We start from the raw sequence: 22,121 nt of genomic DNA on the forward strand, positions 1-22,121 counted from the left end.
CAAAAGGGGGTAGAAGTAGATGAGTGTTGACATTATTTCTAAAGAAGAAATCACAAAATTATTAAACGACTGGTATCAAGCTATGATTTCACAACGTGTATTACAGTCTCAGAAAATAAAAGAAGATATTGCAAATAAAATCAATAATATTAAGGAAGACCAAACAATATTAGTCTACTACGCTTTATTGAATGCACGGTATAAACTGCTAATTCGGGATATGGATAGTACAAAAGATATTCTGGACAAAATCGAGCCTTTACCAGAGTCTACAGAAACATTTTTAGAGTACTATCATCATTTATTTAAAGCAATTTACGCTATTAATAAAGCAAACCATAGTGAAGCAAGAATGCAATTTGAAAAAGCTGAAACGTTTTTAGAGTACATGCATGATGAAATTGAAAAAGCTGAATTTAATTATTGGCTTGCAGTCCATTACTATCACGTATTAAAACCGATCTTAGCAGTTCAATTTGCTACAAAGGCGAATGAAGTATTTTCAATTAGTCCAGGGTATGAATTAAAAACTGCAGCATGCTTAAATACTTTAGGAATGGCACACATTCGACTAAATGAATTCGAAAGTGCAGAGGAATATTTACTTTCAGCACTAGGTACCTTCCAAAAATCTAATGATGAACTTCTTATTAAACGAGTTAAGCATAATTTAGGACTTTTATACGCAAGTCAAAACATGCCAGAGTTAGCAATTAAACACTTAGAGGATTCATTAGAAAATAACGCTAAAACTATGTTTCTTTTAGCAAGAGAACATTTTAAGTTAGGTTATAGTCATATCGCTAATGAATATATTGAGAATGGCTATAAGATTAGCGACTTATGTTATCGTCATCATTTCCGAATTTTAAAAGCAGTACATAACTATGTACCGCAAGAAGAATTAGAAAATGTGGTTATAGAAGGTATTTCGTATTTTGAAAAAGAAGAATTATATGATTGGGTAAAAGAATATGCTTCTCTTTTAGGTGAAATATTCTATGGTTCAGAAAATCACAGAAAAGCAAGCAAGTATTTGCACATCGCTTTAGATGCAGACAAAAATAGCATAGAAAGAAGGGCGCTAAAATGAAAAAAGCAATCTTATTAATGATGATGTTATCCGCTGTTTTTACTTTTGGTCTTACTAATGTAAAAGACATACCACAAAACGAAGCAATTGAAGTGTTTATGGATCATGGAGAACATATTTAAAACCTAAGGAAGAGGGCGCTTATAGTGTCCTCTTTTTAATATCTATTATTTATATGATGAGGTTGCAGGTACGTCTTTTGGTTATTGTTTGATAAACGTAAGATGTTTCTAAAAATGTGTATACAAAGGTGTAATTTTGTACTGTATATGTTCACATATTTGCTCACATTTTGTTCACGTACTATATAAAAAAGTATGAAAATCTATAAAAATAATTATTTCAATAAAATTTGTTTTAGATATTAAAAAGTGCCAAACCCCTTGTGGTATAAGGGGTTTGGCACTTTTTTGTTTTTTATATTTTATCAAATAAACAACCCTAAAACTGCTCATTCTTCTCCCAAGATTCAACGATATAATGTGCAATCGTCGGATTGAAGCCTTTACCAACTAAAAACATAATGGCAGCAACTTCTGTTAATGCGTGTTCATGTGATGTATGTTTTGCTTCATTTAAACCGTAATCTACCCATGGTTTTACGAAATCTAGTACGGGTTTCTTGAAAGGTAAAAACTGTGTACCGACAACTTGTTGAATTTGTTGTTGTGTTGGTTCAGTAATTGGTCCAGGTGGCAATATTTGTGGTTGTGTAATGTCTAGTGTTGGTCCAGGCGGTAAAATTTGTGGTTGAGTTGGATCTATTGTTGGTGGTTTAGGTGGTGAGACACGTGCGTCGTAGTTTGGTTGATACATTTGTTGTTGGTATTGCGGTTGTTGTGGTTGAGTTGTGTATGGGTTTTGTGGTGCTGCATATGGATTTTGAGGATATTGTTGTTCTTGGTTTTGTGGTGCTACATATGGATTTTGAGGATATTGTTGTTCTTGGTTTTGTGGTGCTGCATATGGATTTTGTTGATATTGTTGTTCTTGGTTTTGTGGTATTACATATGGATTTTGAGGATATCGCTGTTCTTGATTTTGTGGTGCTGCATATGGATTTTGAGGATATTCATAATTTGGACGTGTGTCATATGGATTTTGTTGAAATTCAGTTTCTAGGTTTTGCTTTGTTGCATATGGGTTTTCGTCATATTGTGGCTCTTGCTGTTGTAACTCTTGTTCTTCGTATTGTTCTGTGTATCTCTGTTCTTGTTGTTGAGGATACAATGGTTGCCTTGGATAAGGCGGTTGATTATTATAGAACATGTTTATTCCTCCTTCATGATGATGCCTACCACCTAGTGTATGGGCGGACAAGAAAATATGTGATGAAAAAATGCGGGCGTGTTACAATAAGTAACTGGGTGAAGATAAAATGACAAAACAAGAAAAAATTCAAAAAACAATTACTTTTGTAAAACATATTTTAGAAAAAGATGCGAGTGGGCATGATTGGTATCATATTGAACGTGTACATAAAATGGCGATTTCTTTATCTGAGCAAGAAGGTGGAAATCGTTTTATAATTGAAATGGCAGCATTACTTCACGATGTGGCAGATGAAAAGCTAAATGAAAGTGAAGAAGCAGGAATGAAAAAAGTTTCTGATTGGTTAGAAGAGCTACGGGTTGAAGAAGAGGAAAGTAAACATATTCTTCATATCATCGCCAATATGTCTTATAAAGGTGGCCATGGCGGCACAGTAGAGTCACTTGAAGGGAAAATTGTTCAAGATGCGGATCGTTTAGATGCTCTTGGTGCAATAGGAATTGCTCGTACATTTGCATATGGTGGGGCGAAAGGGAGATTAATGTATGACCCAACTATTCCGCCGCGTGAAGAAATGACGAAAGAAGAATATAGAAAAAATAATGATCCATCTTTAAATCATTTTTATGAAAAACTTTTGAAATTAAAAGATTTAATGAATACGAATGCAGCAAAACAAGAGGCTGAAATTCGTCATCGTTATATGGAACAGTTTATTGAACAATTTATGAAAGAGTGGAATGCACAAATATGAAAATGTTAACTGTGGAGAACTTATCAAAATCATATGGGGAAAAGCCGTTATTTGATGGATTATCATGTAGTATTACAGAAGGACAACGTGTCGGAATTATTGGTGTAAACGGAACTGGTAAATCGACATTATTAAAAATTATTGCAGGATTAGAAACTCCTGATACAGGTGATATGACGCATTCACGTGGGTATACAATTAGTTATTTATCACAGCAACCAGAGTTTGATGAAAAACTGACAGTATTAGAGCAAGTGTTCCATGGTGATACACCTTTAATTCGTCTTCTTCGTGATTATGAAAAAGCACTATTAAATATTGAAAAAGATCCAAGTAATGAAAAAGTACAGGAACAATTATTTGCAGTGCAGCAACGTATGGATGCAATGAGTGCATGGGAAGCAAATGCAAATGCGAAATCTCTTTTAACGAAATTAGGAATTACGGACTTCACTGCAATTGTTGGGAACTTATCTGGTGGACAGAAAAAACGTATCGCAATGGCACAATGTTTTATTGAAACACCTGATTTATTAATTTTAGACGAGCCTACGAACCATCTTGACCATGAGACAGTTGAATGGTTAGAAGAATATTTAGCGAGATATACAGGTTCGGTATTACTTGTAACCCATGATCGTTATTTCTTAGATCGTGTGACGAATCGTATTTTTGAATTAGATAATGGTAAATTATATAGCTACGAAGGAAACTATAGTACATTTTTAGAAGCGAAAGCACTTCGTGAAGAGCAAGAATTGGCACAAGAATCGAAACGCCAAAATTTATATCGTCGTGAACTTGCTTGGATTCGTCGTGGTGCAAAAGCCCGTTCTACGAAACAAAAGGCGCGTATTCAGCGTTTTGATGAGCTAAAGGCACAAGAAGGACCAGCTGCAAAACAGTCAGTTGATATTGCACTAAGCGGAAGTCGTCTAGGAAAGAAAGTACTTGAGTTAAAAGATGTAACGAAAAAATTTGGCGATAAGACGGTATTACATAATTTTAATCATATTGTGAAACCGGGTGATCGTATCGGAATTATTGGGGCGAATGGAAGCGGGAAATCTTCCCTATTAAATATGCTTGCAGGTAAGTTATCTCCTGATAGTGGTGAAGTTGAAGTAGGACAAACTGTAAAAGTTGCTTATTATACGCAAGAAAATGAAGAGATGAATTTAAATCAGCGTATGATTGAATACATTAAAGAGATTGCAGAAGTTATTCATACGACAGATGGAAAAGTAATTGGTGCATCTCAAATGTTAGAACGTTTCTTATTCCCGACGCATTCACATGGTACACCACTTGGTAAACTATCTGGTGGTGAAAGAAGACGTTTATATTTATTACGTATTTTAATGGGAGAACCAAACGTACTTTTACTTGATGAACCTACGAACGATCTAGATACACAAACATTAACAGTACTAGAAGATTATTTAGAAGATTTCCCAGGTGTCGTTTTAACTGTATCGCATGACCGTTACTTCTTAGATAAAGTAGTAGATGAACTGTTCATCTTTACTGGTGGAGGCGAAGTGCGTGAGTTTTTAGGTAGTTATACAGATTATTTAGAAATGGAAAAAACGAGAGAACTTATGGAGAAAGCGGAAGTTCAAAAAGAGAAAAAAGTTGTAGAAGAAGCTCCAAAACAACAACGTAAACGTAAACTTTCATACAATGAACAGCGTGAATGGGAAACGATTGAAGATACAATTGCCGAACTTGAAGAGAAAATTGAGTCAATTGGAGAAGAACTTGCGAAAGTTGGATCTGACTTCACAAAGGCACAAGAATTATCTGAAGCACAGCAGAAAACAGAAGAAGAGCTAGAAAAAAAGATGGAAAGATGGAGTGAACTATCAGACATCGTTGAAGGATTAAAATAAAAACAAGCTGCATATATTGAAAAGTAAAGAGAAAAACTTTACACTATTGGTAGAACCTATTTTAGGAGGGAAAAAATGAGAACATCTAATCCAATGTTGAAAAAAGAGGCATTCCGTAAAGAGGGAGCAAGCGCTTCTGCGATGACGATTGGCGGAACAGTAGGCAAAACGTTTATTATGCTTATCTTGCTACTTGCAACGTCTGTCTATTCATACATACAGATGATGCAGGGGACGATGAAGATGCCAGTATTAATTGGTGCTTTAATCGTTGCGGCAATCATCGCATTCGCGTCTATGTTCTTCCCGCGTATTTCACCTTTTGGTGCACCAATCTATGCAGCGGTAGAAGGGGTTGTGTTAGGAAGTATTTCAGCAGTTTATACAATGAAATTTGGCGATTCTATCGTTTTAAATGCTGTATTACTAACAATCTCAATTCTATTTGCAATGTTAGTGTTATATGCAACACGCGTAGTAAAAGTAACGGATAAATTCCGTACAGGCGTTATGGCAGCAACACTTGGAATTATGGTTATGTATTTAGTCGTATTCCTACTAAATATGTTTGGTGTAACTGTTCCATACATTCACCAAGGTGGTACAATCGGTATTATTATTAGTGCAGTTGTTATTGTAGTTGCTGCATTAAACTTATTACTAGATTTCGATTTAATCGAAAATGGTGTACGTAGTCAAGCTCCGAAATATATGGAGTGGTATACTGCGATGGGACTAATGCTTACATTAGTATGGTTATACTTAGAAATTCTTCGTTTTGTTTCTTACTTTACGAAAAATGACTAATAAAAAAATCCTGCATGAAAAATGCAGGATTTTTTTATTTTCAAAGATATATTGAATGTATGGTATAATATGGATGTTAGCAGCTTGAAGTGAAGGAGATGGAATATGATGAAAGAGAAGAAGGGGATTATGAAAAAACTATTTTCTAAAAGTTTTTTCATAGAACTAGATGAAGCTTTAACGTATCCATCATCAAAAGTTATTACTTCAGCGATTGAAGGATATGCAACTGAATGCAATGGAAGACTAAAATTTGAGAGTAAAGTTAAACCGATTACTTTCTACTTAGAAAATGTAATGTACCGTGCTGAAATAAAGATGGCTCACGGAGGATATTACATATCTTGTACTGAAGTGTAATAAATTTTGAAATCATACATGTTTGAACTATGTATGGTTTCTTTTTTTGTTTTGTAAGGTCTAAAATAATACTTTTTACTTACGGATATAACATTTTGGTCTTTTTACCATTCAAACATTTCTCCTTACAATGAAGAAAAACATGTGAGGTGGTATAACTTATGATGAATCGAGTTGTATTAATCGGTAGATTGACAAAGGAGCCAGAATTATACTACACAAAACAAGGCGTCGCTTATGCACGAATATGTGTTGCGGTGAATAGAGGATTTCGAAATAGTTTAGGTGAACAACAAGTCGATTTTATTAATTGTGTCGTTTGGCGCAAATCGGCTGAGAATGTAGCTGAATATTGTAAGAAGGGGTCGCTCGTTGGGATTACAGGGCGTATTCAGACTAGTAATTACGATGATGGACAAGGCAAGAGAATATATAGAACTGAAGTTGTGATTGAGAGTATTACCTTTTTGGAGAGAAGGCGGGAGGGGGCATCGTAATAAAAGGTGATTTTAAGTAATAGCTTCGGAAAAAATTGTGGAAAGTATTTTAATAAACTTAAAGAGGGGATACCGCCAGCTTTTTTGAAAAAATAAGTAAAGAGTATATAAAATTTTAGAACGTTTTTTGGCTAATCCAGTAACAAACGAGAATCGTAAAACCCATCACAGGATAGGAATGTATAAAAAGATGAATCGAGTGATAGAAAATAAAAAAAGGATCCTTTCTGAGAGTAAGGAATCCCCTTTTTTATTGTTTCTTGCAAGTAAATTATTTAAATTCTTGTCTATATAATTTAAACGAATAAATAGCTCCAACGAAGAATACAAAGGTTTCAAATAATATAAAGATTTGACGGAAATTCTCAATATCTTTACCAACTAAAGAGATAAATATGCAATTCATTAGAATTTGAGTAGTAAACATACAAGAAATAATTTTTAAATAAATAGGATTTGTTCTTTCATCTGGTTTACCAATTTTTTTGTAAATAATAATAAGTGCAATTACTGAACCCAAAAATAGAAGTGCTGTAAGTCCTACAACGATATTGAAATTGCCTGTACTTTCTAACATCCATTTATTTAATAAATCAATCATTATTATCTTCCTTTCCTACATAAGAGAATATTTCGTTCTTCTTTTTCACTATAATAAAAAAAGAAAAAGGAAAACATCGAACTTTCTTACAAACATTCGTGTATTCTTACAGTTTTGTCATTTTGCAAATGTATTCATCGCCTTGTCTTTCACTATTTTCTTTGGAAAACATAGTGAATTACGAGAAAGAGCGCTACAAGATCAACTTCCGAGAACGAAAAATATGTAAATAAGCTATCCATATGGATAGCTTATTATATTTTTTGCTTAGCGTGTTTTTTTCAAAAATAATGGCGATGCCTCAAGAAATGGATAAAAAGTAAAAATCATCGGAAACGAAAGCTTTTAAAATCCCGTTCCTAATTTAAAATGTAAAAAGAATGAAATAGTATGGTAGCGGGAAGAAAGTAGTAAAATTAAGCATCCGAGTAGGAGTATAGAGTGATAACATGTTACAATACAGCTAAGAACATGCAATAAAGGAGAGTTTTTTACGTGAAGATTAAAGCAATTGAACCGACGCCAAGTCCAAATACAATGAAAGTTATTTTGAATGAAGTATTACCATCAGGAGCGCGTAATAATTATACAAATGAAAATAAAGAACAAGCACCAATGCAAGTGCAAGAAATTTTGAAAATTGAAGGCATTAAAGGTGTATATCATGTAGCCGACTTTTTAGCAGTGGAGCGAAATGCGAAGTATGACTGGAAAGTTTTATTACAACAAGTTCGTGCTGTTTTCGGCGAAGAAGTATTGGAAGAAAGTGAAGAACAACAACTTGCTCATTTTGGAGAAGTGAAAGTGTTTGTTCAAATGTTCTTTACAATTCCAATGCAAGTAAAGTTAACAGATGGAACGACGGAAGAACGTGTTGGTTTACCAGATCGTTTTAAAGAATCAATTATGAAAGTGCAAATGTCTGCACCAAACGTTGTAAAAGAGCGTAAATGGGTAGAACAAAGTACACGTTACGGTAACTTTGAAGAAATCGGGAAAGAAGTAGTAGAAGAGATTGTTGCTGCTTATTCAGAAGAACGTGTAAATGAAACGGTTAAAGAATTATTAAATCAAGCAGGTGCTGTTGAAGTAACGATTCAAAAGCGTGAGCCATATAAAGTAACAGAAGAGATGATGAAAGATTCTGACTGGAAAAACCGTTTTGCAGCATTAGAACAAATGGATCCTACTGAAGAAGATATTCCAGTGTTGAAGATGGCGTTAGATGATGAAAAAGTTTCAATTCGTCGTTTAGCAACAGCGTATTTAGGTATGGTAAAAGGTGATGAAGTATTACCGTTATTATATAAAGCTTTATTAGATCGCTCTGTAAGTGTTCGTCGTACTGCAGGAGATTGTTTATCAGATGTAGGTGATCCGGCAGCGATGTTCGTTATGATTAAATCTCTGAAAGATCCAAGTAAATTAGTACGCTGGCGTGCAGCTATGTTCTTATTTGAACTTGGAGATGAAAGTGCGATTCCAGCATTAAAAGCAGCGCAAGATGATCCAGAGTTTGAAGTAGCCATGCAAGCACGTCTAGCATTAGAGCGTATTGAAGGCGGAGAAGAAGCAAAAGGTTCTGTATGGAAACAAATGACGGAGTCTCGTAAAGGGGAATAATATATGATTGTTTTCTATGATAGTTGGTGTCCGATGTGTGCGGCCGTTGCAGAACGTACGAAAAAATTAGATAAAAAGGGTAAGATGGAATTTGTTTCATTTCGAGATGAAAATGTAGTTGAGAAGTATGAACTTTCTCAAGAACTACAAAGCAAGATGGAACAAAGATTGTATATTTTAAAACATAATAAGTGGTATGACGGTATTCAGAGCATAGATGTATTAGCAAAGGCCGTTCCATCTTATTGGTTTGCCGTTCCTTTTATAAAGCTATCTATCGTACTTGGTTTTGGAAGTAAAGTATACGATTATATCGCTAATAATAGAAAACTTGTTCCAGTGGGGCATTGCCGCGGTGGGGTTTGTGAAATCCCTACAAAAAAATGAAATCATCGTTATCTTTCTTTTGCACCTATTAATAGAGCGTGATATGATGAATTTGGAATGAAAGTTGAAGGAGAGATTACAAGATGTCAAATGCTTATGAAGAATACATGCGCCAAATGGTAATCCCAATGCGCCAAGAGTTAGTGCGTTCTGGGTTTGAAGAGTTAACTACAGAAGAAGCTGTAACAGAATTTATGGAAAATACATCAGGTACAACTTTAGTAGTTGTAAACTCTGTTTGTGGTTGTGCAGCTGGTTTAGCACGTCCATCAGCAGGTCAAGCGGTTGTTCGTGCTGAAAAACAACCTGATCATCTTGTAACTGTATTCGCAGGTCAAGATAAAGATGCTACTGCAAAAATGCGTGAATACTTCGGAGAAATTCCTCCATCTTCACCATCTATGGCATTATTAAAAGGAAAAGAAGTTGTTCACTTCATTCACCGTCATGAAATTGAAGGTGCAACTATGGACGAAATTATTACGAACTTAGAACAAGCTTTCGAAAAGAATTGCTAAAGAAGGGGGAGAGTAAATCTCCCTCTTTTCTTTATATAGAGGTGAAACAATGATCGTAACAACAGCAGGAAGAACGAATAAAGAAATGACAGATTATGCAAAGCAGGTAGCCGCAGAATTAAATCGTTCATTCGTTAAACGTAATGACATACCAGTGCATAAATTACATGAGCAGTATCAACAAGATGTGCTTGTCGTAGGGAAGAACCGATTAGCTATTTATCCGAAAGGTACGGAAGAATCGTTTTTCTTTCATCCGAACTCAGCGATGTTTCGTGTGAAAAGGTTAATGCGTGGAGAACACGATCCGTTTGTACAAGCCACGCAATTAGAGAGAGGAATGACAGCGTTAGATTGTACGCTCGGGATGGCATCAGATAGTATTGTAGCTAGTTATGTTGTTGGTGAAAGCGGAAAAGTAACAGGACTTGAAGGCAATGAGTATATGGCTTATATTATGGAAAATGGTTTGAAAACATGGTCTTCATCCGTTTCTGAAATTGATGAAGCAATGCAAAGAATTCAAGTAAAGCAAACGGAGCATTTTTCATTTTTAGCGCAATGTGAAGACAATAGTTACGATGTCGTTTACCTTGATCCGATGTTTGAAGAAACTGTCATAGAATCCGATGGAATTAAAGGATTAAAACACTTCGCTTTGTATCATGATATTACTGACGAAACAATTGCGGAGGCAAAACGAGTGGCGAGAAAACGTGTCGTTTTAAAAGATCATTTTCGTAGTTCTAGATTTGAAAAACACAATTTTCATGTATACAAAAGAAAAAGTGCTAAGTTTCACTTTGGTGTAATTGACCCTTGCTAATTGTTTGAAAAGATGTATAATAAGCAATAATTAATTAAATATACTGTCTGTGATGAAGAGAGTAGTCTTTTTTAGAAGGAAAGCGAGCTAGGGATGGTGTGAGCCTAGTACGGAAGAAAAAGATGAAGCGCACTTCGGAGATGCTTCTTGAACGAATAGTAGAGAAAGCCGAGGCCCCCTGTCCTCGTTATAAACGGGAAAGTGGTTCGTAACGAACAACAAGGGTGGTACCACGGGTTAAAACTCGTCTCTTTTTTAGAGACGAGTTTTTTGTGTTTTAAAAAATAAGGAGGTTGTATCATGGATTATAAAATGCAGTTTGCGGAAAGTTTATCTAATATTTTCACGAATGAATTAACGCAAAAACAAATTTTAGATTTAATTGAAACACCGAAACAAGATGAATTTGGAGATGCAGCGTTCCCATGCTTTTCATTAGCGAAGCAATATAAAAAAGCACCAGCTCTTATCGCAAAGGAAGTTGCTGAGAAATTCAATGATCCGTTTTTTACGAAAGTAGAAGCCGTTGGTCCTTATGTAAATGTATTTTTCAATCGTGAAACTGTAAGTGATGCAGTATTAAAAACAGTTTTAGCGGAGAAAGAAGAGTTCGGTCAAAACCACTTTGGCTGTGAAAAAACAGTAGTAATTGATTATTCCTCTCCTAATATCGCGAAACCTTTTTCGATGGGGCATTTACGTTCTACAATGATAGGAAATTCGCTGAAACATATCGCTGAAAAATGTGGCTATGAAGTTGTAGGGATTAATTATATAGGAGATTGGGGAACACAGTTTGGAAAGTTAATTACGGCTTATAAAAAATGGGGAAATGAAGCAGTAGTTAAAGAAGATCCAATACGTGAGCTATTTAAGTTATATGTCCAATTCCATGAAGAGGTAAAAGACGACGAAGAACTAGAAGAAGAAGGACGTGCTTGGTTTAAGAAACTAGAAGAAGGTGATGAAGAAGCGGTAGAACTTTGGAATTGGTTCCGTCATGAGTCCCTTAAAGAATTTTCTCGCATTTATGAACTTCTCGGCGTAGAATTTACTAATTTTCAGGGAGAAGCATTTTATAATAATTTAATGGAAGATTTTATTGGGATTTTAGAAGAACATGAGTTGCTTGAAGAATCAGAAGGTGCATTAGTCGTTAATTTAGAAGAAGAAGGAATGCCGCCTTGCTTAATTAGAAAATCAGATGGTGCGACGATTTATGCAACGCGTGACTTAACGGCAGCTTTATATCGTCAAAACACTTATGGGTTTGATAAAGCGCTATATGTTGTTGGTCCAGAACAAAGCTTACATTTCAATCAATTTTTCACCGTATTAAAAAAACTTGGCTATACTTGGGTTGATGGTATGGAACACGTACCGTTTGGCTTCATTTTAAAAGATGGTAAGAAAATGTCGACACGTAAAGGAAGAGTTATTTTACTTGAAGAAGTACTCGAAGAAGCAATCGAACTTGCAAAACAAAATATTGAAGAGAAAAATCCAAACTTAAAACAAAAAGAAGTAGTAGCAAAGCAAGTCGGTGTTGGTGCAGTCATCTTCCACGATTTAAAAAATGAGCGTATGCACAATATTGAATTCTCATTAGAAAACATGCTGAAATTTGAAGGAGAAACAGGCCCGTACGTACAGTACACACATGCACGTGCTTGTTCTATTTTAAGAAAAGAAAGTGTAGAATTTGAAACATGTACATTTGCTTTAAAAGACGATCATAGCTGGAGTGTCGTAAAATTACTAAATAAATTCCCGCAAATAATTGAAGCAGCTTTCAATAAAAATGAGCCATCGTTTATTTCGAAATATATATTAGATGTAGCACAATCATTCAATAAATATTACGGTAATGTTCGTATATTAGAAGAGAGCAAAGAAAAAGACAGCAGACTCGCATTGGTTTATGCTGTGACGGTTGTATTAAAAGGAGGATTACGTTTACTTGGGGTGGAGGCACCTGAGGAAATGTAACATAGTAGTTAACTGACAAACTGGGTCTAGTATAAACCTGGTTTGTTTTTTTATTGGATATATATTTTTTTTGCAAAATCAATTAAAATCTTTTTAGAGAGGGTGATTCATATTGATTCGAACTTTTATTTTACAAATTCCTTGTCATAGAAGATTAGATAGGAGTTTTTTTAAACTACAAAAGTACATACCTTTATGTGCGCGTTGTACAGGCATGCTTATTGGTATTTTAATGTTTCCAATTTATTTTTATATGACACCTTCATTTCTTTTGGCAATCATACTATCATTTTTCGCTCAAATTCCGTTACTTATCGATGGGTTCACCCAAAAGTGGAAATGGAGAAGTAGCTCAAATTTGCTAAGAATAACTACTGGTGTATTAAGCGGTAATGGTATGGGATTATTCATTTCATCTACTGTTATATGGATATTATCTTAAGATATATAGTAATGGAGGTATTTACATAGATGTTCTGGATTTATTTAATTCTAATTTTTATTTCAGGCGGAAGTGGAATTGGTTTTATGACTCAAAATAAGTATACAGAAGCAATAATAGCTTTTGTTATTTGTATACTATTGTTTGGGCTACTGTATTATTATCTTAAAAGAAACAAAAGAAAGAGAAAAGCAGATTGTGACGATTTAGACTGTACGGATTGTTTTGATTGTGATTGTACTTGTTAAATTTTTCTTCCAAATAAAAAGCTAGTGTATTTTTAATAATACACTAGCTTTTTGCTTTGAAATTTTAAGAAAAGTGTAGGAATACGGCTATTATATAGAGAACTTTAGTTTTGTATATAAAAGGAGGCGGGAAAATAATCTGTTTTGAACCACATTGGATTTCTAATATGGCTTCTTATTTACTAGATGGGGAGAAACAATCGGAATTTATTCAGCTAGGTGTTTTGCAGAAATTATTTGAAAGTGATACGCAAAGAAATGGTAAAGATGGCAATATAGGCATGAAAATACCGATATATTTAAGTGAATTAGGTGTGAAAAATATTGAATGTAGAGTAAGCGATAAAGTGAACTTTTTAGATTTAAATATGCATCACAATGATAAAAACGATTTGTATCAATCATTAAAAGAAGAGGGGATTGCAGGTGATCCGGGTGATAAGCAACAATTTGTAGAACGTTTAATAGCCAGAGGATTAATATATGATAATGCGCTAGCTCAATATGAAGCTGAACTACGATTTTTTTAAATATTTCATGTGTATTCTTCTTTTGTATACGCTCCCAATATGAAAATTAAATTTGGTGAAATAGTTTGTTAAAAGGTATGATGTATAAGGATTGTCGTTTAATGTCGATAAGTCGATATTCGACATATAATCGCTGATAAATGTTAAGAATCGGTCGATATAATTTGAAAATCGCCGATAAAATGAAAGAATCGCTGATATATTTGAATTATCGCCGAGATAATTTTATGTACTAATTTCAGCTTCTACAAGATTAAAATTGCATGTTACGTTATTCCATATAATTAAACAAAATACGGAGAAAAACAATCATTTTCACTATATTTTGTTATAAATTTGAATAATATTAATTAATACGATCCATTATAAGAGATTTTAGTTGAATACATACTATATGGTGTGTAAAATCTAAGCAAGTAGCAGTTTAAATATAAATTCGAGGTGAATGCATGCTAGATTTTAAGCAGTTAGAAACTTGTTTAAAAGACAAGAGATTTGTAGATGGATTACAGGAAATAAATAATGAAATTGCATATATAAAAGAAACGAATACTTTATCCTATGTGAAGAATTGGCTGGCCAATATTCCTTCGCATAAGGAGCTCGATATATTAATTCGCCTTACTGATGAAGGGCTTATGCACCAATACAGTTCATTCCTCATTCGTTACGCTTATAAAAAATTCCCAAATATGAGAACGCTCTCTTTATATTGTGATGAGTTAATTGATGAGCGGAAAATTCTTGAAGCAGAGCATTTGTTAAAATCTTCTTTAGAAGAGTTAAGTAAAGAAGAAATAGATGCAGATTTCTTAGCGAAAACATACTTTACGTTAGTACGATGTCTTTTAGAAATGAAACGAAACGAAGAAGCGTTAATGTATATGCAAAAAGCAGAGGAGTACAGTACACGCGCAGTGTTTGATAAATGGGGCTACGTTTATATGCATACAGGTGAATGGGAGAAAGCGGAAGAACAATTTATTGCTGGCATGCAGCATGAAGATTGTGAAGAGTTATCTACCTATTTATTATCACAATTGTATGCGAATAAAGGAGAACAAAAACGCGCGATACAGTTAATCGATGATGCAATTGTAAAATTCCCACAAGTACCATATTTTCATTTTGAGAAGATAAAGTATTTATTAGATTTAGAGCAATATGAAGAGATGTTAGCGGTAATAGATAACATAAATACTCAGCTGCCGTATCATGCCTATAATACTTACTTTGTACATTTACGTGCAGAAGCACTGTACAAAATGAATAAATTTGCAGATTTACAAAAACTATTAAAAGAAGAAAAGAGTTTAAAAGAATCTTTATATCATAATTTAGAAAAAAATCCGGATGGAAAAAAGGTTCACTTGCCGATAGTTCCTATTGTACAAAAGGATAATTATTGTGTTCCGACAAGTTTAGAGATGATGTTGCGTATATGGGGAGAGAAACGTACACAAGATGAAATAGCAGAGTTTATTTTTGATATGACAGGTTCGAAATTTTCAGATACTGTTTCTTATTTAGAAGAATTAGGTTATGAATATCGTTATTTTAAAGGGAATGAAGAGAATTATAAGAGACTGATTGACGAAGGAATTCCTGTTTTATTAAGTATAGATATTGAGCATGCTTCACACGTACAAGTTCTATCTGGATATGATGATACATTGCAAGCTTTCTATGTTCAAGATCCAAACTTTATAGAACCAGTTCTTATGGAATATAGTAAATTACAAGAAAAATATCGTTATACAGGCTGTTTAGCAATCACGTTTGTTCCGAAAGAAAAGAAGGAGCAACTAGCGTTTCTAAGTGAAGAAGAAAATCGTTATTTTAAATCTATTTTTTCTCTTACGGATCATTTAGATGAACATGACAAAGAGGGGATTAGTAACTTAGTACAATTTTTAAAAGAAACGAGTGATAATCCAAATACGTGGTTATATACGATAAAGCACTTAGATGTTGAAGTAGATAAAGAATTTATTTTATATTGTATCGATAAGTTAATGGAAAAGTTTCCGAACTCGGACTTTGTTAAATTGCATGGTGCACAGTGTTTTATTCGTCTTCAAGAAGTAGAGAAAGCGGAGCAAATGCTGACAAGCGTTGAGAAGAAAAATAATCGTGCTTTATATCATTTAATAAACGGAAGATATGCTTTTGAACAGGAAAGTTATCTAGAAGCGATTTCAAGCTTTCGTTTATCGTTACAATTAGACGCAGATCAGCCTATTGCTTGGAGTTTTCTCGCTTTATCCTATATGTATATTGATCAATCTGAAAAAGCATTGCAATACTCTCAAGTTGCGTTAGAGCGTAGTCCTGAAAGGTTCACTTTAACAAATCACGGTTTAATATTAATAGATTTAGAAAGATATGAAGAAGCATATGAAATCTTTAATGACTTGTTAAAAGAGTATAAATATGAAGCGCATGTATGGTATGAACGAGCGAGATGTGCACATCAACTAGGGAAATTATATTTAGCAATAAAAGGGCTTAAAGTAGCGATTCATTTGGATAGTAATGCACCTTACATTTATACGAAACTTTCGGAAATATACGAATCTGATTTGAAGGATGAGGAAAGTGCGAAAGAAATTTTATTAAAGGGTATTGAGAATTGTGATGATAAAGCACCTCTTTACGTAAAATTAGGTGATTATCATTTTCAAAATGATAGCTTGGAAGAAGCAGAAGTATTGTATAATCGTGCTTTAGAAGAAAATGATGAGGATGTTTATTCTCACTTCGGACTTACACAAGTTTATATGGCAAGAGAACAATATAAGGAAGCAAAAGAATATATACTTGGTCTTGAGAAGCAAATTGAAAAGAGCCAAGATTTCCTCATGAATGCAGGAATGGTTTTATGGGATGCTGAAATTGAACTTGGTGGAAATGAAGAAGGGTTTAAAGTAGCGCTATCTAAGTTAGAAAATGGTATAAAGAAAAGTGATTATAATGTAGCAAGTGCGTTAGATGAATATGTGAATCGAATTAAAGGAACGGAATTTGTACAACGAGGTATAGCATTTTTAAGAACGTTACACAAAGAAAGAAATGAAGTAAGTGAGTACGGTTGTTATGCAGGTATTTTATATGAATCTATTGGACAGTACGGCCAAGCGATGAAAAGATATAATAAGGCGATAGAACAAATGGAAACGGCATTACCGTATTACCGAATTGGCGAAACACTTATGGCATTAGGGCAATTGACGGAAGCAAAGCAGGCGTATGAAACATGTTTAGAGCTTGATGGGAATTTCGTAGGTGTACATTTACAGCTTGCGGAAATATACGAAAAAGAAGAAAACCGTTCTAAAGAACAAAGTCATATGGTTCAGGCGATGAAAGAAGAGCCGTTGCATATTAATATGGAATATTTGGCACAGCTTTCAGTAGATATGAATCTTCAGGAAGAATTGCTGACTGAACTAGAACAATTAGCGGACGAAGTACCTGAAATATGGCGTTTAGATGCGATTGCATATGTGTACGGAGCGATGAATGAAACAGATAAAGAACAAGCAAAGATTGAATACGCGCTACAATTAGATGGTGAGCATATAGAAGTACTATATCATTATGCAAAAGTATTAGTGAAAAAAAGAAATGTAAAAGCAATTGAAGTTGCAATGAAAGTAATACAAAAAGATTTTGATAATGAACGTATATTTGATGTTTATGTAAAAGCAGTAGAGCAACATAAAAAATTGTCTAACATACGAGATTTTCTTCATACATTAAAGGTGAAAAAAGCAGAAAGAAGTACAGCATTCATGTATGCTGCAGCTGCGGTTACGGAAATATGGATTGAACGCCAGCTGCATGAACAGCCGAAACGATCTATCATTACGAGAGCTTTTTATCGTATGAAAAATCGTGCGAAAGAAATTTCAATGGTTACTATGATAATTGATTTATATGAAATCTCTTTAAAGTTAAATCCGAAAAATAGTATGGCAGCACAGCGATTTGCGCTATTTTATGAGAATGTAGAGATGAATAAAGAAGCAATAGAGATTCTACACACGTCACTAGAAAATAAATGGGATTATGACGTAGCGAAGCAACTTGCAAATCTTTTCGTTGAGTGCGAGGAAGAAGATATGTTAAGAGATGCTTTGGAATTAACGAAACAAATGGTTCGAGAACTACCAGATGATTATGATACTCTTCTTCTGCAAGCACAAGTATTCTTTAAAGCAGGGGAAGAAAGAAAAGCAGAAAAGATTATCTTACAATTAACAGAGCAAACACCGTTTGTAAGTAGAGCATTTCTTGCTTTAGGAGAAATATATCAAAGTCAAGAAAGGTTTGAAGAGGCAATTCATGTATTAGAAAATGCTTCTATACATCATCCAAATGAAACAGCAATTCTTCTTTCTTTAGCATCTTCATATCATGGTGCCGGCCAAACGATAAAGGCAGAAAAAATAACAAATGAAGTATTAATAATTGACGCGAGTGATTTGTTAGCAAGATATGATCGAGCTTGTTATTTAGCACAGTTAAATAGAAATGAAGAGGCGAAGGAAGAGCTTGAATTTGTCCTTCGTGAGGATGAATCGGGATTCTTTGCTGAACTTATTGAGGATGATGAAAATTTAGCAGCATTGCGAGAATTTGAAAAGTAATTGTATAAGAATAGGGAAAAAAGATAAGGATATATTTTGAATTAGTTGACAATTAGTTGCTAAATGGCATAAAATAACTTTTAACAAAGTATACAAATCTGAAGACGAGAAAGAGTAAAATAGTGAGCTGTTCTCCAGAGAGCCGGTATATTGCTGAAAGCCGGTGTGCAGACGTTATTTGAAAATCATCTCCGAGGAGCCGAGGCTGAAAGTAAGTAAGCCCGGACGGATGTCTACCGTTACAAAGAACACGTATGATAGTACGTTGCTAAGTGCTATTAGTGAAAAAGCTAATAGAATTAGGGTGGTATCGCGGGTAAACCCGTCCCTACTTTATAGGGACGGGTTTTTTGTGTGCTTTAAAATATTCAAGGGAGTGATTGTATATGGAAAAAGTAGATGTAAAAAAATCAGCTGTAGGAAGAGAAATGCGAATTCGCAAACAGTGGAACGAACAAAATATTTTCGAACAATCAATTCAGAATCGAGAAGGCGCACAGTCTTTCGTATTTTATGAAGGACCACCAACGGCGAACGGACTACCGCATGTAGGTCATGCACTTGGACGAACAATTAAAGACTTAGTAGCAAGATATAAAACGATGGCTGGTTATAAAGTGTTAAGAAAAGCAGGATGGGATACACATGGTTTACCTGTAGAATTAGGCGTTGAGAAGCAACTTGGTATTTCTGGTAAACATGAGATCGAAGAATATGGCATTGAACCATTTATTCAAAAGTGTAAAGAGAGTGTTTTCACATATGAGAAGCAGTGGCGCGAATTCACTGAAAGTATTGGTTATTGGGTAGATATGGATGATCCATATGTAACTTTAAAGAATCCATATATCGAAAGTGTATGGCATATTTTGGGGACAATCCATGAAAAAGGATTGTTATATAAAGGACATAGAGTTTCACCATACTGCCCAAGCTGCCAAACCTCATTGAGCTCACATGAGGTTGCACAAGGGTATAAAACAGTAAAAGATTTAAGTGCAACTGTGAAGTTTAAAGTGAAAGATAGTGAAAATGAGTATTTCTTAGGTTGGACAACGACACCTTGGACACTTCCAGCAAACGTTGCGCTTGCTGTCCATCCAAATATAGAATACGTTAAAGCAAAACAAGAAAGTCATGTATACATTGTTGCGAAAGAACGTGTACAAGAAGTATTAAAAGAGAACTATGAAGTATTATCTGTTCATAAAGGCGAAGAATTATTAAACACATCTTATACAGCGCCATTTCCGATGAAAGAAGTTACAAATGGTTACCGCGTTATTGCAGCAGATTTTGTAACGGGAGATAGTGGTACAGGACTTGTTCATATTGCTCCAGCATATGGAGAGGACGATTATAGAGTTGTCCAAAGTGAAGGATTGTCATTCTTGCACGTTGTAGATGAAAAAGGTGAGTATACAGAGGCAGTACCATTTTTGAAAGGGAAATTTGTAAAAGATTGTGACGTGGATATCGTTCGTTATTTAGCGAAGGAAGGTTTACTGTATCATAAAGAAAAATATGAACATAGCTATCCGCATTGCTGGCGTTGTGATTCACCACTACTTTATTATGCAGGAGAAAGTTGGTTAATCCGAACAACTGCAATTAAAGATACATTTTTACAAAATAATGATTCTGTTACTTGGTATCCGGATCATATGAAACATGGACGTTTTGGTAAGTTTTTAGAAAATATGGTAGATTGGAATATTAGCCGAAATAGATATTGGGGAACGCCATTGAATGTATGGGAATGTGAAAGTTGTGATCATCAGTTCGCACCGAAAAGCATTGCCGAATTAAGAAAGCATAGTACGAAAGAAACACCAGAAGATTTGGAATTGCATAAGCCTTATGTAGATGAAGTGCAAGTCTGCTGCGGGAAATGCGGAGGCACAATGAATCGTACACCAGAAGTGATTGATGTTTGGTTTGATAGTGGTTCTATGCCATTTGCACAATATCATTACCCATTTGAAAATAAAGAGTTATTTGAAGAGCAGTTTCCAGCGGATGTTATTGCAGAAGGAATTGATCAAACACGCGGCTGGTTTTATAGTTTATTAGCAGTATCAGCACTATATACAGGAAAAGTACCGTATAAACGAGTGTTATCACTAGGGCATGTTTTAGATGAAGAAGGGCAGAAAATGTCTAAAAGCAAAGGAAATGCACTAGATCCAGTTGATTTAGTAGATAAATTTGGTGCAGATGCGCTAAGATGGGCTTTACTTGTTGATAGTGCCCCGTGGAATGCGAAGCGTTTTTCTGAAAGAACAGTACTGGAAGCGAAATCTAAATTTGTAGATACATTAGTGAATGTGTATAGCTTCTACGTTTTATATGCAAATTTAGATGAGTATAATCCGAAAGAAACGTATGATGTAAAGCTTACGAAATTAGACGAATGGGTATTATCAAGATTGCATAGTACAACGAAAAAAGTGAGAACTGCACTTGATGATTATCAATTTACGAATGCAGCTCGTGAAATTGCAGCACTTGTAGATGAAGTGAGTAACTGGTATGTAAGACGCTCACGTAATCGTTTCTGGGAATCTGGTATGAACGCTGAGAAAGCAGCTGCGTATGAGACACTTCATGAAGTGCTTGTAACAATTAGTAAATTAATTGCACCATTTACACCGTTTGTTGCGGAAGACATTCATCTGAATTTAGAAGGAAGAAGCGTTCATTTAGCCGATTATCCAGTTGTAAATGAATCACTACTTCAACCGAAATTAGAAGCGGAAATGGATGCTGTTTTACAAGTTGTTGAACTTGGAAGAAGTAACCGTAATCAGCATTCTTTAAAAGTAAAACAGCCGCTAGCAGAACTTGTATTACTTGAGCATAACGAGAATGATATGGATTGGGAATCTTATCGTGATATCGTTATGGATGAGTTAAATGTAAAAGCGTTCCATGTTGAACTCGATGAAACAAAATACACATCATATCAATTGAAGCTTAATTTTAAAACAGCGGGGCCAAAATTCGGTAAAAATGTGAATGCAGTGAATGGTTGGCTAAAACAATTATCACAAGAAGAAGTACAAAACTTTGTATCAACAGGAAGAGCAGTTTACGAAGCAACACTAGGAGAAGAAGTAGTTGTAACTGCTGACGATGTGTTAGTTGAGAAAGTTGCAAAATCAGGATTCTCTAATACGACTAACGGACAATATACAGTTATGTTAGATACGAATGTAACGGAAGAATTGTTACAAGAAGGAGTAGCGCGTGAATTCATTCGTGCGGTTCAAGAATATCGTAAACAGTTGAATTTACCAGTTAATTTACGAGTCGATATTATTCTTGATACAGAAGAAGAACTACAGCGAACGTTAACGAACCATAAAGATTTATTGGAAGAAAACTTACTCGTTAAACAATTTACATTTGGTAACTTAACGAACGAAGACGATGAACTTTCTTTAGGTGAAACAAAACTTAGAATTAAATTAAGTGCAGCTAATTAAAGAAAAAAGGAAGTTGGAATGATTCCAACTTCCTTTTTTGTATGATTAGAATTTATTTGACTATACATTCGATAGGACCACTAGCAATTGTCTTTTTTCATAGCGTACCGAACACAATACCGTAGAAATATATTTCTACAGT

Annotated in this window: 18 protein-coding genes, 2 pseudogenes and 2 other annotated features; of the genes and pseudogenes, 18 read left to right on the top strand and 2 right to left on the bottom strand. The window is 34.6% G+C overall.

The window, feature by feature from the left end; all coding sequences use genetic code 11:
* Window positions 1-19: 19 nt before the first annotated feature.
* Entirely contained in the window at window positions 20-1,093 is a 1,074-nt protein-coding gene (locus CGQ22_RS06760; RefSeq protein ID WP_000109856.1) for a response regulator aspartate phosphatase, read from the top strand.
* Window positions 1,090-1,215 (top strand): hypothetical protein, encoded by a 126-nt coding sequence (locus CGQ22_RS06765; protein ID WP_000709202.1) that lies wholly within the window; start codon window positions 1,090-1,092, stop codon window positions 1,213-1,215. The genes CGQ22_RS06760 and CGQ22_RS06765 overlap by 4 nt, the downstream gene beginning before the upstream one ends.
* Before the next feature lie 319 nt (window positions 1,216-1,534).
* Here the strand turns inward: CGQ22_RS06765 and CGQ22_RS06770 are convergent, their stop codons facing one another.
* Window positions 1,535-2,362 (bottom strand): hypothetical protein, encoded by an 828-nt coding sequence (locus CGQ22_RS06770; RefSeq protein ID WP_089148428.1) that lies wholly within the window; start codon window positions 2,360-2,362, stop codon window positions 1,535-1,537.
* A 109-nt stretch (window positions 2,363-2,471) separates the two neighbouring features.
* On the opposite strand from CGQ22_RS06770, the gene CGQ22_RS06780 reads away from it, so the two are divergent.
* From CGQ22_RS06780 to CGQ22_RS06800, 5 genes are all read left to right on the top strand, one after another.
* Window positions 2,472-3,119 (top strand): HD domain-containing protein, encoded by a 648-nt coding sequence (locus CGQ22_RS06780; protein WP_000165966.1) that lies wholly within the window; start codon window positions 2,472-2,474, stop codon window positions 3,117-3,119.
* Window positions 3,116-5,011 carry an ABC-F family ATP-binding cassette domain-containing protein gene (locus tag CGQ22_RS06785; RefSeq protein WP_000783169.1) on the top strand — a complete coding sequence of 632 codons (1,896 nt, stop codon included), beginning with the start codon at window positions 3,116-3,118 and terminating at the stop codon, window positions 5,009-5,011. Before CGQ22_RS06780 ends, CGQ22_RS06785 begins: the two co-directional genes overlap by 4 nt.
* Window positions 5,012-5,086: 75 nt before the next feature.
* On the top strand, window positions 5,087-5,818 hold the full coding sequence (locus tag CGQ22_RS06790) for a Bax inhibitor-1/YccA family protein (RefSeq protein WP_001260655.1): 732 nt from the start codon (window positions 5,087-5,089) through the stop codon (window positions 5,816-5,818).
* Between the two features lie 105 nt (window positions 5,819-5,923).
* Window positions 5,924-6,178: a DUF4318 domain-containing protein gene (locus CGQ22_RS06795; protein ID WP_089148429.1), complete on the top strand. Its 255-nt coding sequence runs from the start codon at window positions 5,924-5,926 to the stop codon at window positions 6,176-6,178.
* Window positions 6,179-6,339: 161 nt separating this feature from the next.
* On the top strand, window positions 6,340-6,675 hold the full coding sequence (locus CGQ22_RS06800) for a single-stranded DNA-binding protein (protein ID WP_089148430.1): 336 nt from the start codon (window positions 6,340-6,342) through the stop codon (window positions 6,673-6,675).
* Between the two features lie 271 nt (window positions 6,676-6,946).
* Here CGQ22_RS06800 and CGQ22_RS06805 read toward each other — a convergent pair whose 3' ends face one another.
* On the bottom strand, window positions 6,947-7,276 hold the full coding sequence (locus tag CGQ22_RS06805; protein WP_000566284.1) for a hypothetical protein: 330 nt from the start codon (window positions 7,274-7,276) through the stop codon (window positions 6,947-6,949).
* A 139-nt stretch (window positions 7,277-7,415) separates the two neighbouring features.
* Between CGQ22_RS06805 and CGQ22_RS32875 the strand changes: the two are divergent.
* From CGQ22_RS32875 to ileS, 11 genes and pseudogenes are all read left to right on the top strand, one after another.
* Window positions 7,416-7,490: pseudogene (locus CGQ22_RS32875) on the top strand (transposase); the annotation flags it as partial.
* A 281-nt stretch (window positions 7,491-7,771) separates the two neighbouring features.
* Window positions 7,772-8,899 (top strand): conserved virulence factor C family protein, encoded by a 1,128-nt coding sequence (locus CGQ22_RS06815; protein ID WP_000692564.1) that lies wholly within the window; start codon window positions 7,772-7,774, stop codon window positions 8,897-8,899.
* A 3-nt stretch (window positions 8,900-8,902) separates the two neighbouring features.
* A complete protein-coding gene (locus CGQ22_RS06820) occupies window positions 8,903-9,286 on the top strand; it encodes a thiol-disulfide oxidoreductase DCC family protein (RefSeq protein ID WP_089148431.1) in 384 nt (127 codons plus the stop codon).
* Window positions 9,287-9,369: 83 nt separating this feature from the next.
* Window positions 9,370-9,804 carry a BrxA/BrxB family bacilliredoxin gene (locus CGQ22_RS06825; RefSeq protein WP_000063706.1) on the top strand — a complete coding sequence of 145 codons (435 nt, stop codon included), beginning with the start codon at window positions 9,370-9,372 and terminating at the stop codon, window positions 9,802-9,804.
* A 49-nt stretch (window positions 9,805-9,853) separates the two neighbouring features.
* Window positions 9,854-10,630 carry a class I SAM-dependent methyltransferase gene (locus tag CGQ22_RS06830; protein WP_089148432.1) on the top strand — a complete coding sequence of 259 codons (777 nt, stop codon included), beginning with the start codon at window positions 9,854-9,856 and terminating at the stop codon, window positions 10,628-10,630.
* A 40-nt stretch (window positions 10,631-10,670) separates the two neighbouring features.
* Window positions 10,671-10,885: a binding site (T-box leader), on the top strand.
* Window positions 10,886-10,930: 45 nt separating this feature from the next.
* Entirely contained in the window at window positions 10,931-12,619 is a 1,689-nt protein-coding gene (gene argS, locus CGQ22_RS06835; protein ID WP_089148433.1) for an arginine--tRNA ligase, read from the top strand.
* A 112-nt stretch (window positions 12,620-12,731) separates the two neighbouring features.
* On the top strand, window positions 12,732-13,061 hold the full coding sequence (locus CGQ22_RS06840; RefSeq protein WP_000621477.1) for a DUF2085 domain-containing protein: 330 nt from the start codon (window positions 12,732-12,734) through the stop codon (window positions 13,059-13,061).
* A 29-nt stretch (window positions 13,062-13,090) separates the two neighbouring features.
* Window positions 13,091-13,309: a hypothetical protein gene (locus tag CGQ22_RS06845; RefSeq protein WP_000498604.1), complete on the top strand. Its 219-nt coding sequence runs from the start codon at window positions 13,091-13,093 to the stop codon at window positions 13,307-13,309.
* Window positions 13,310-13,425: 116 nt separating this feature from the next.
* Window positions 13,426-13,911: pseudogene (locus tag CGQ22_RS06850) on the top strand (methyltransferase); the annotation flags it as partial.
* 377 nt (window positions 13,912-14,288) lie between these two features.
* Window positions 14,289-18,491, top strand: a complete 4,203-nt coding sequence (locus tag CGQ22_RS06855; RefSeq protein ID WP_089148434.1) for a bacteriocin-processing peptidase family protein — start codon at window positions 14,289-14,291, stop codon at window positions 18,489-18,491.
* 92 nt (window positions 18,492-18,583) lie between these two features.
* Window positions 18,584-18,824: a binding site (T-box leader), on the top strand.
* Between the two features lie 53 nt (window positions 18,825-18,877).
* Complete coding sequence (gene ileS, locus CGQ22_RS06860; protein WP_089148435.1) at window positions 18,878-21,979, top strand: isoleucine--tRNA ligase; 3,102 nt, start codon at window positions 18,878-18,880, stop codon at window positions 21,977-21,979.
* Window positions 21,980-22,121: the final 142 nt, after the last annotated feature.

This window comes from Bacillus sp. M13(2017), assembly GCF_002218325.1.
Taxonomy (GTDB): Bacteria; Bacillota; Bacilli; order Bacillales; family Bacillaceae_G; genus Bacillus_A; species Bacillus_A thuringiensis_K.

What these genes read in the sequence shown, in the direction of transcription:
- CGQ22_RS06805 (WP_000566284.1), bottom strand. Translation starts at nt 7,276, where the DNA reads ATGATTGATTTATTAAATAAATGGATGTTAGAAAGTACAGGCAATTTC.
- CGQ22_RS06800 (WP_089148430.1), top strand. Translation starts at nt 6,340, where the DNA reads ATGATGAATCGAGTTGTATTAATCGGTAGATTGACAAAGGAGCCAGAA.
- CGQ22_RS06825 (WP_000063706.1), top strand. Translation starts at nt 9,370, where the DNA reads ATGTCAAATGCTTATGAAGAATACATGCGCCAAATGGTAATCCCAATG.
- CGQ22_RS06845 (WP_000498604.1), top strand. Translation starts at nt 13,091, where the DNA reads ATGTTCTGGATTTATTTAATTCTAATTTTTATTTCAGGCGGAAGTGGA.
- CGQ22_RS06830 (WP_089148432.1), top strand. Translation starts at nt 9,854, where the DNA reads ATGATCGTAACAACAGCAGGAAGAACGAATAAAGAAATGACAGATTAT.
- CGQ22_RS06765 (WP_000709202.1), top strand. Translation starts at nt 1,090, where the DNA reads ATGAAAAAAGCAATCTTATTAATGATGATGTTATCCGCTGTTTTTACT.
- CGQ22_RS06820 (WP_089148431.1), top strand. Translation starts at nt 8,903, where the DNA reads ATGATTGTTTTCTATGATAGTTGGTGTCCGATGTGTGCGGCCGTTGCA.
- ileS (WP_089148435.1), top strand. Translation starts at nt 18,878, where the DNA reads ATGGAAAAAGTAGATGTAAAAAAATCAGCTGTAGGAAGAGAAATGCGA.
- CGQ22_RS06760 (WP_000109856.1), top strand. Translation starts at nt 20, where the DNA reads ATGAGTGTTGACATTATTTCTAAAGAAGAAATCACAAAATTATTAAAC.
- argS (WP_089148433.1), top strand. Translation starts at nt 10,931, where the DNA reads ATGGATTATAAAATGCAGTTTGCGGAAAGTTTATCTAATATTTTCACG.
- CGQ22_RS06770 (WP_089148428.1), bottom strand. Translation starts at nt 2,362, where the DNA reads ATGTTCTATAATAATCAACCGCCTTATCCAAGGCAACCATTGTATCCT.
- CGQ22_RS06795 (WP_089148429.1), top strand. Translation starts at nt 5,924, where the DNA reads ATGATGAAAGAGAAGAAGGGGATTATGAAAAAACTATTTTCTAAAAGT.
- CGQ22_RS06855 (WP_089148434.1), top strand. Translation starts at nt 14,289, where the DNA reads ATGCTAGATTTTAAGCAGTTAGAAACTTGTTTAAAAGACAAGAGATTT.
- CGQ22_RS06780 (WP_000165966.1), top strand. Translation starts at nt 2,472, where the DNA reads ATGACAAAACAAGAAAAAATTCAAAAAACAATTACTTTTGTAAAACAT.
- CGQ22_RS06790 (WP_001260655.1), top strand. Translation starts at nt 5,087, where the DNA reads ATGAGAACATCTAATCCAATGTTGAAAAAAGAGGCATTCCGTAAAGAG.
- CGQ22_RS06785 (WP_000783169.1), top strand. Translation starts at nt 3,116, where the DNA reads ATGAAAATGTTAACTGTGGAGAACTTATCAAAATCATATGGGGAAAAG.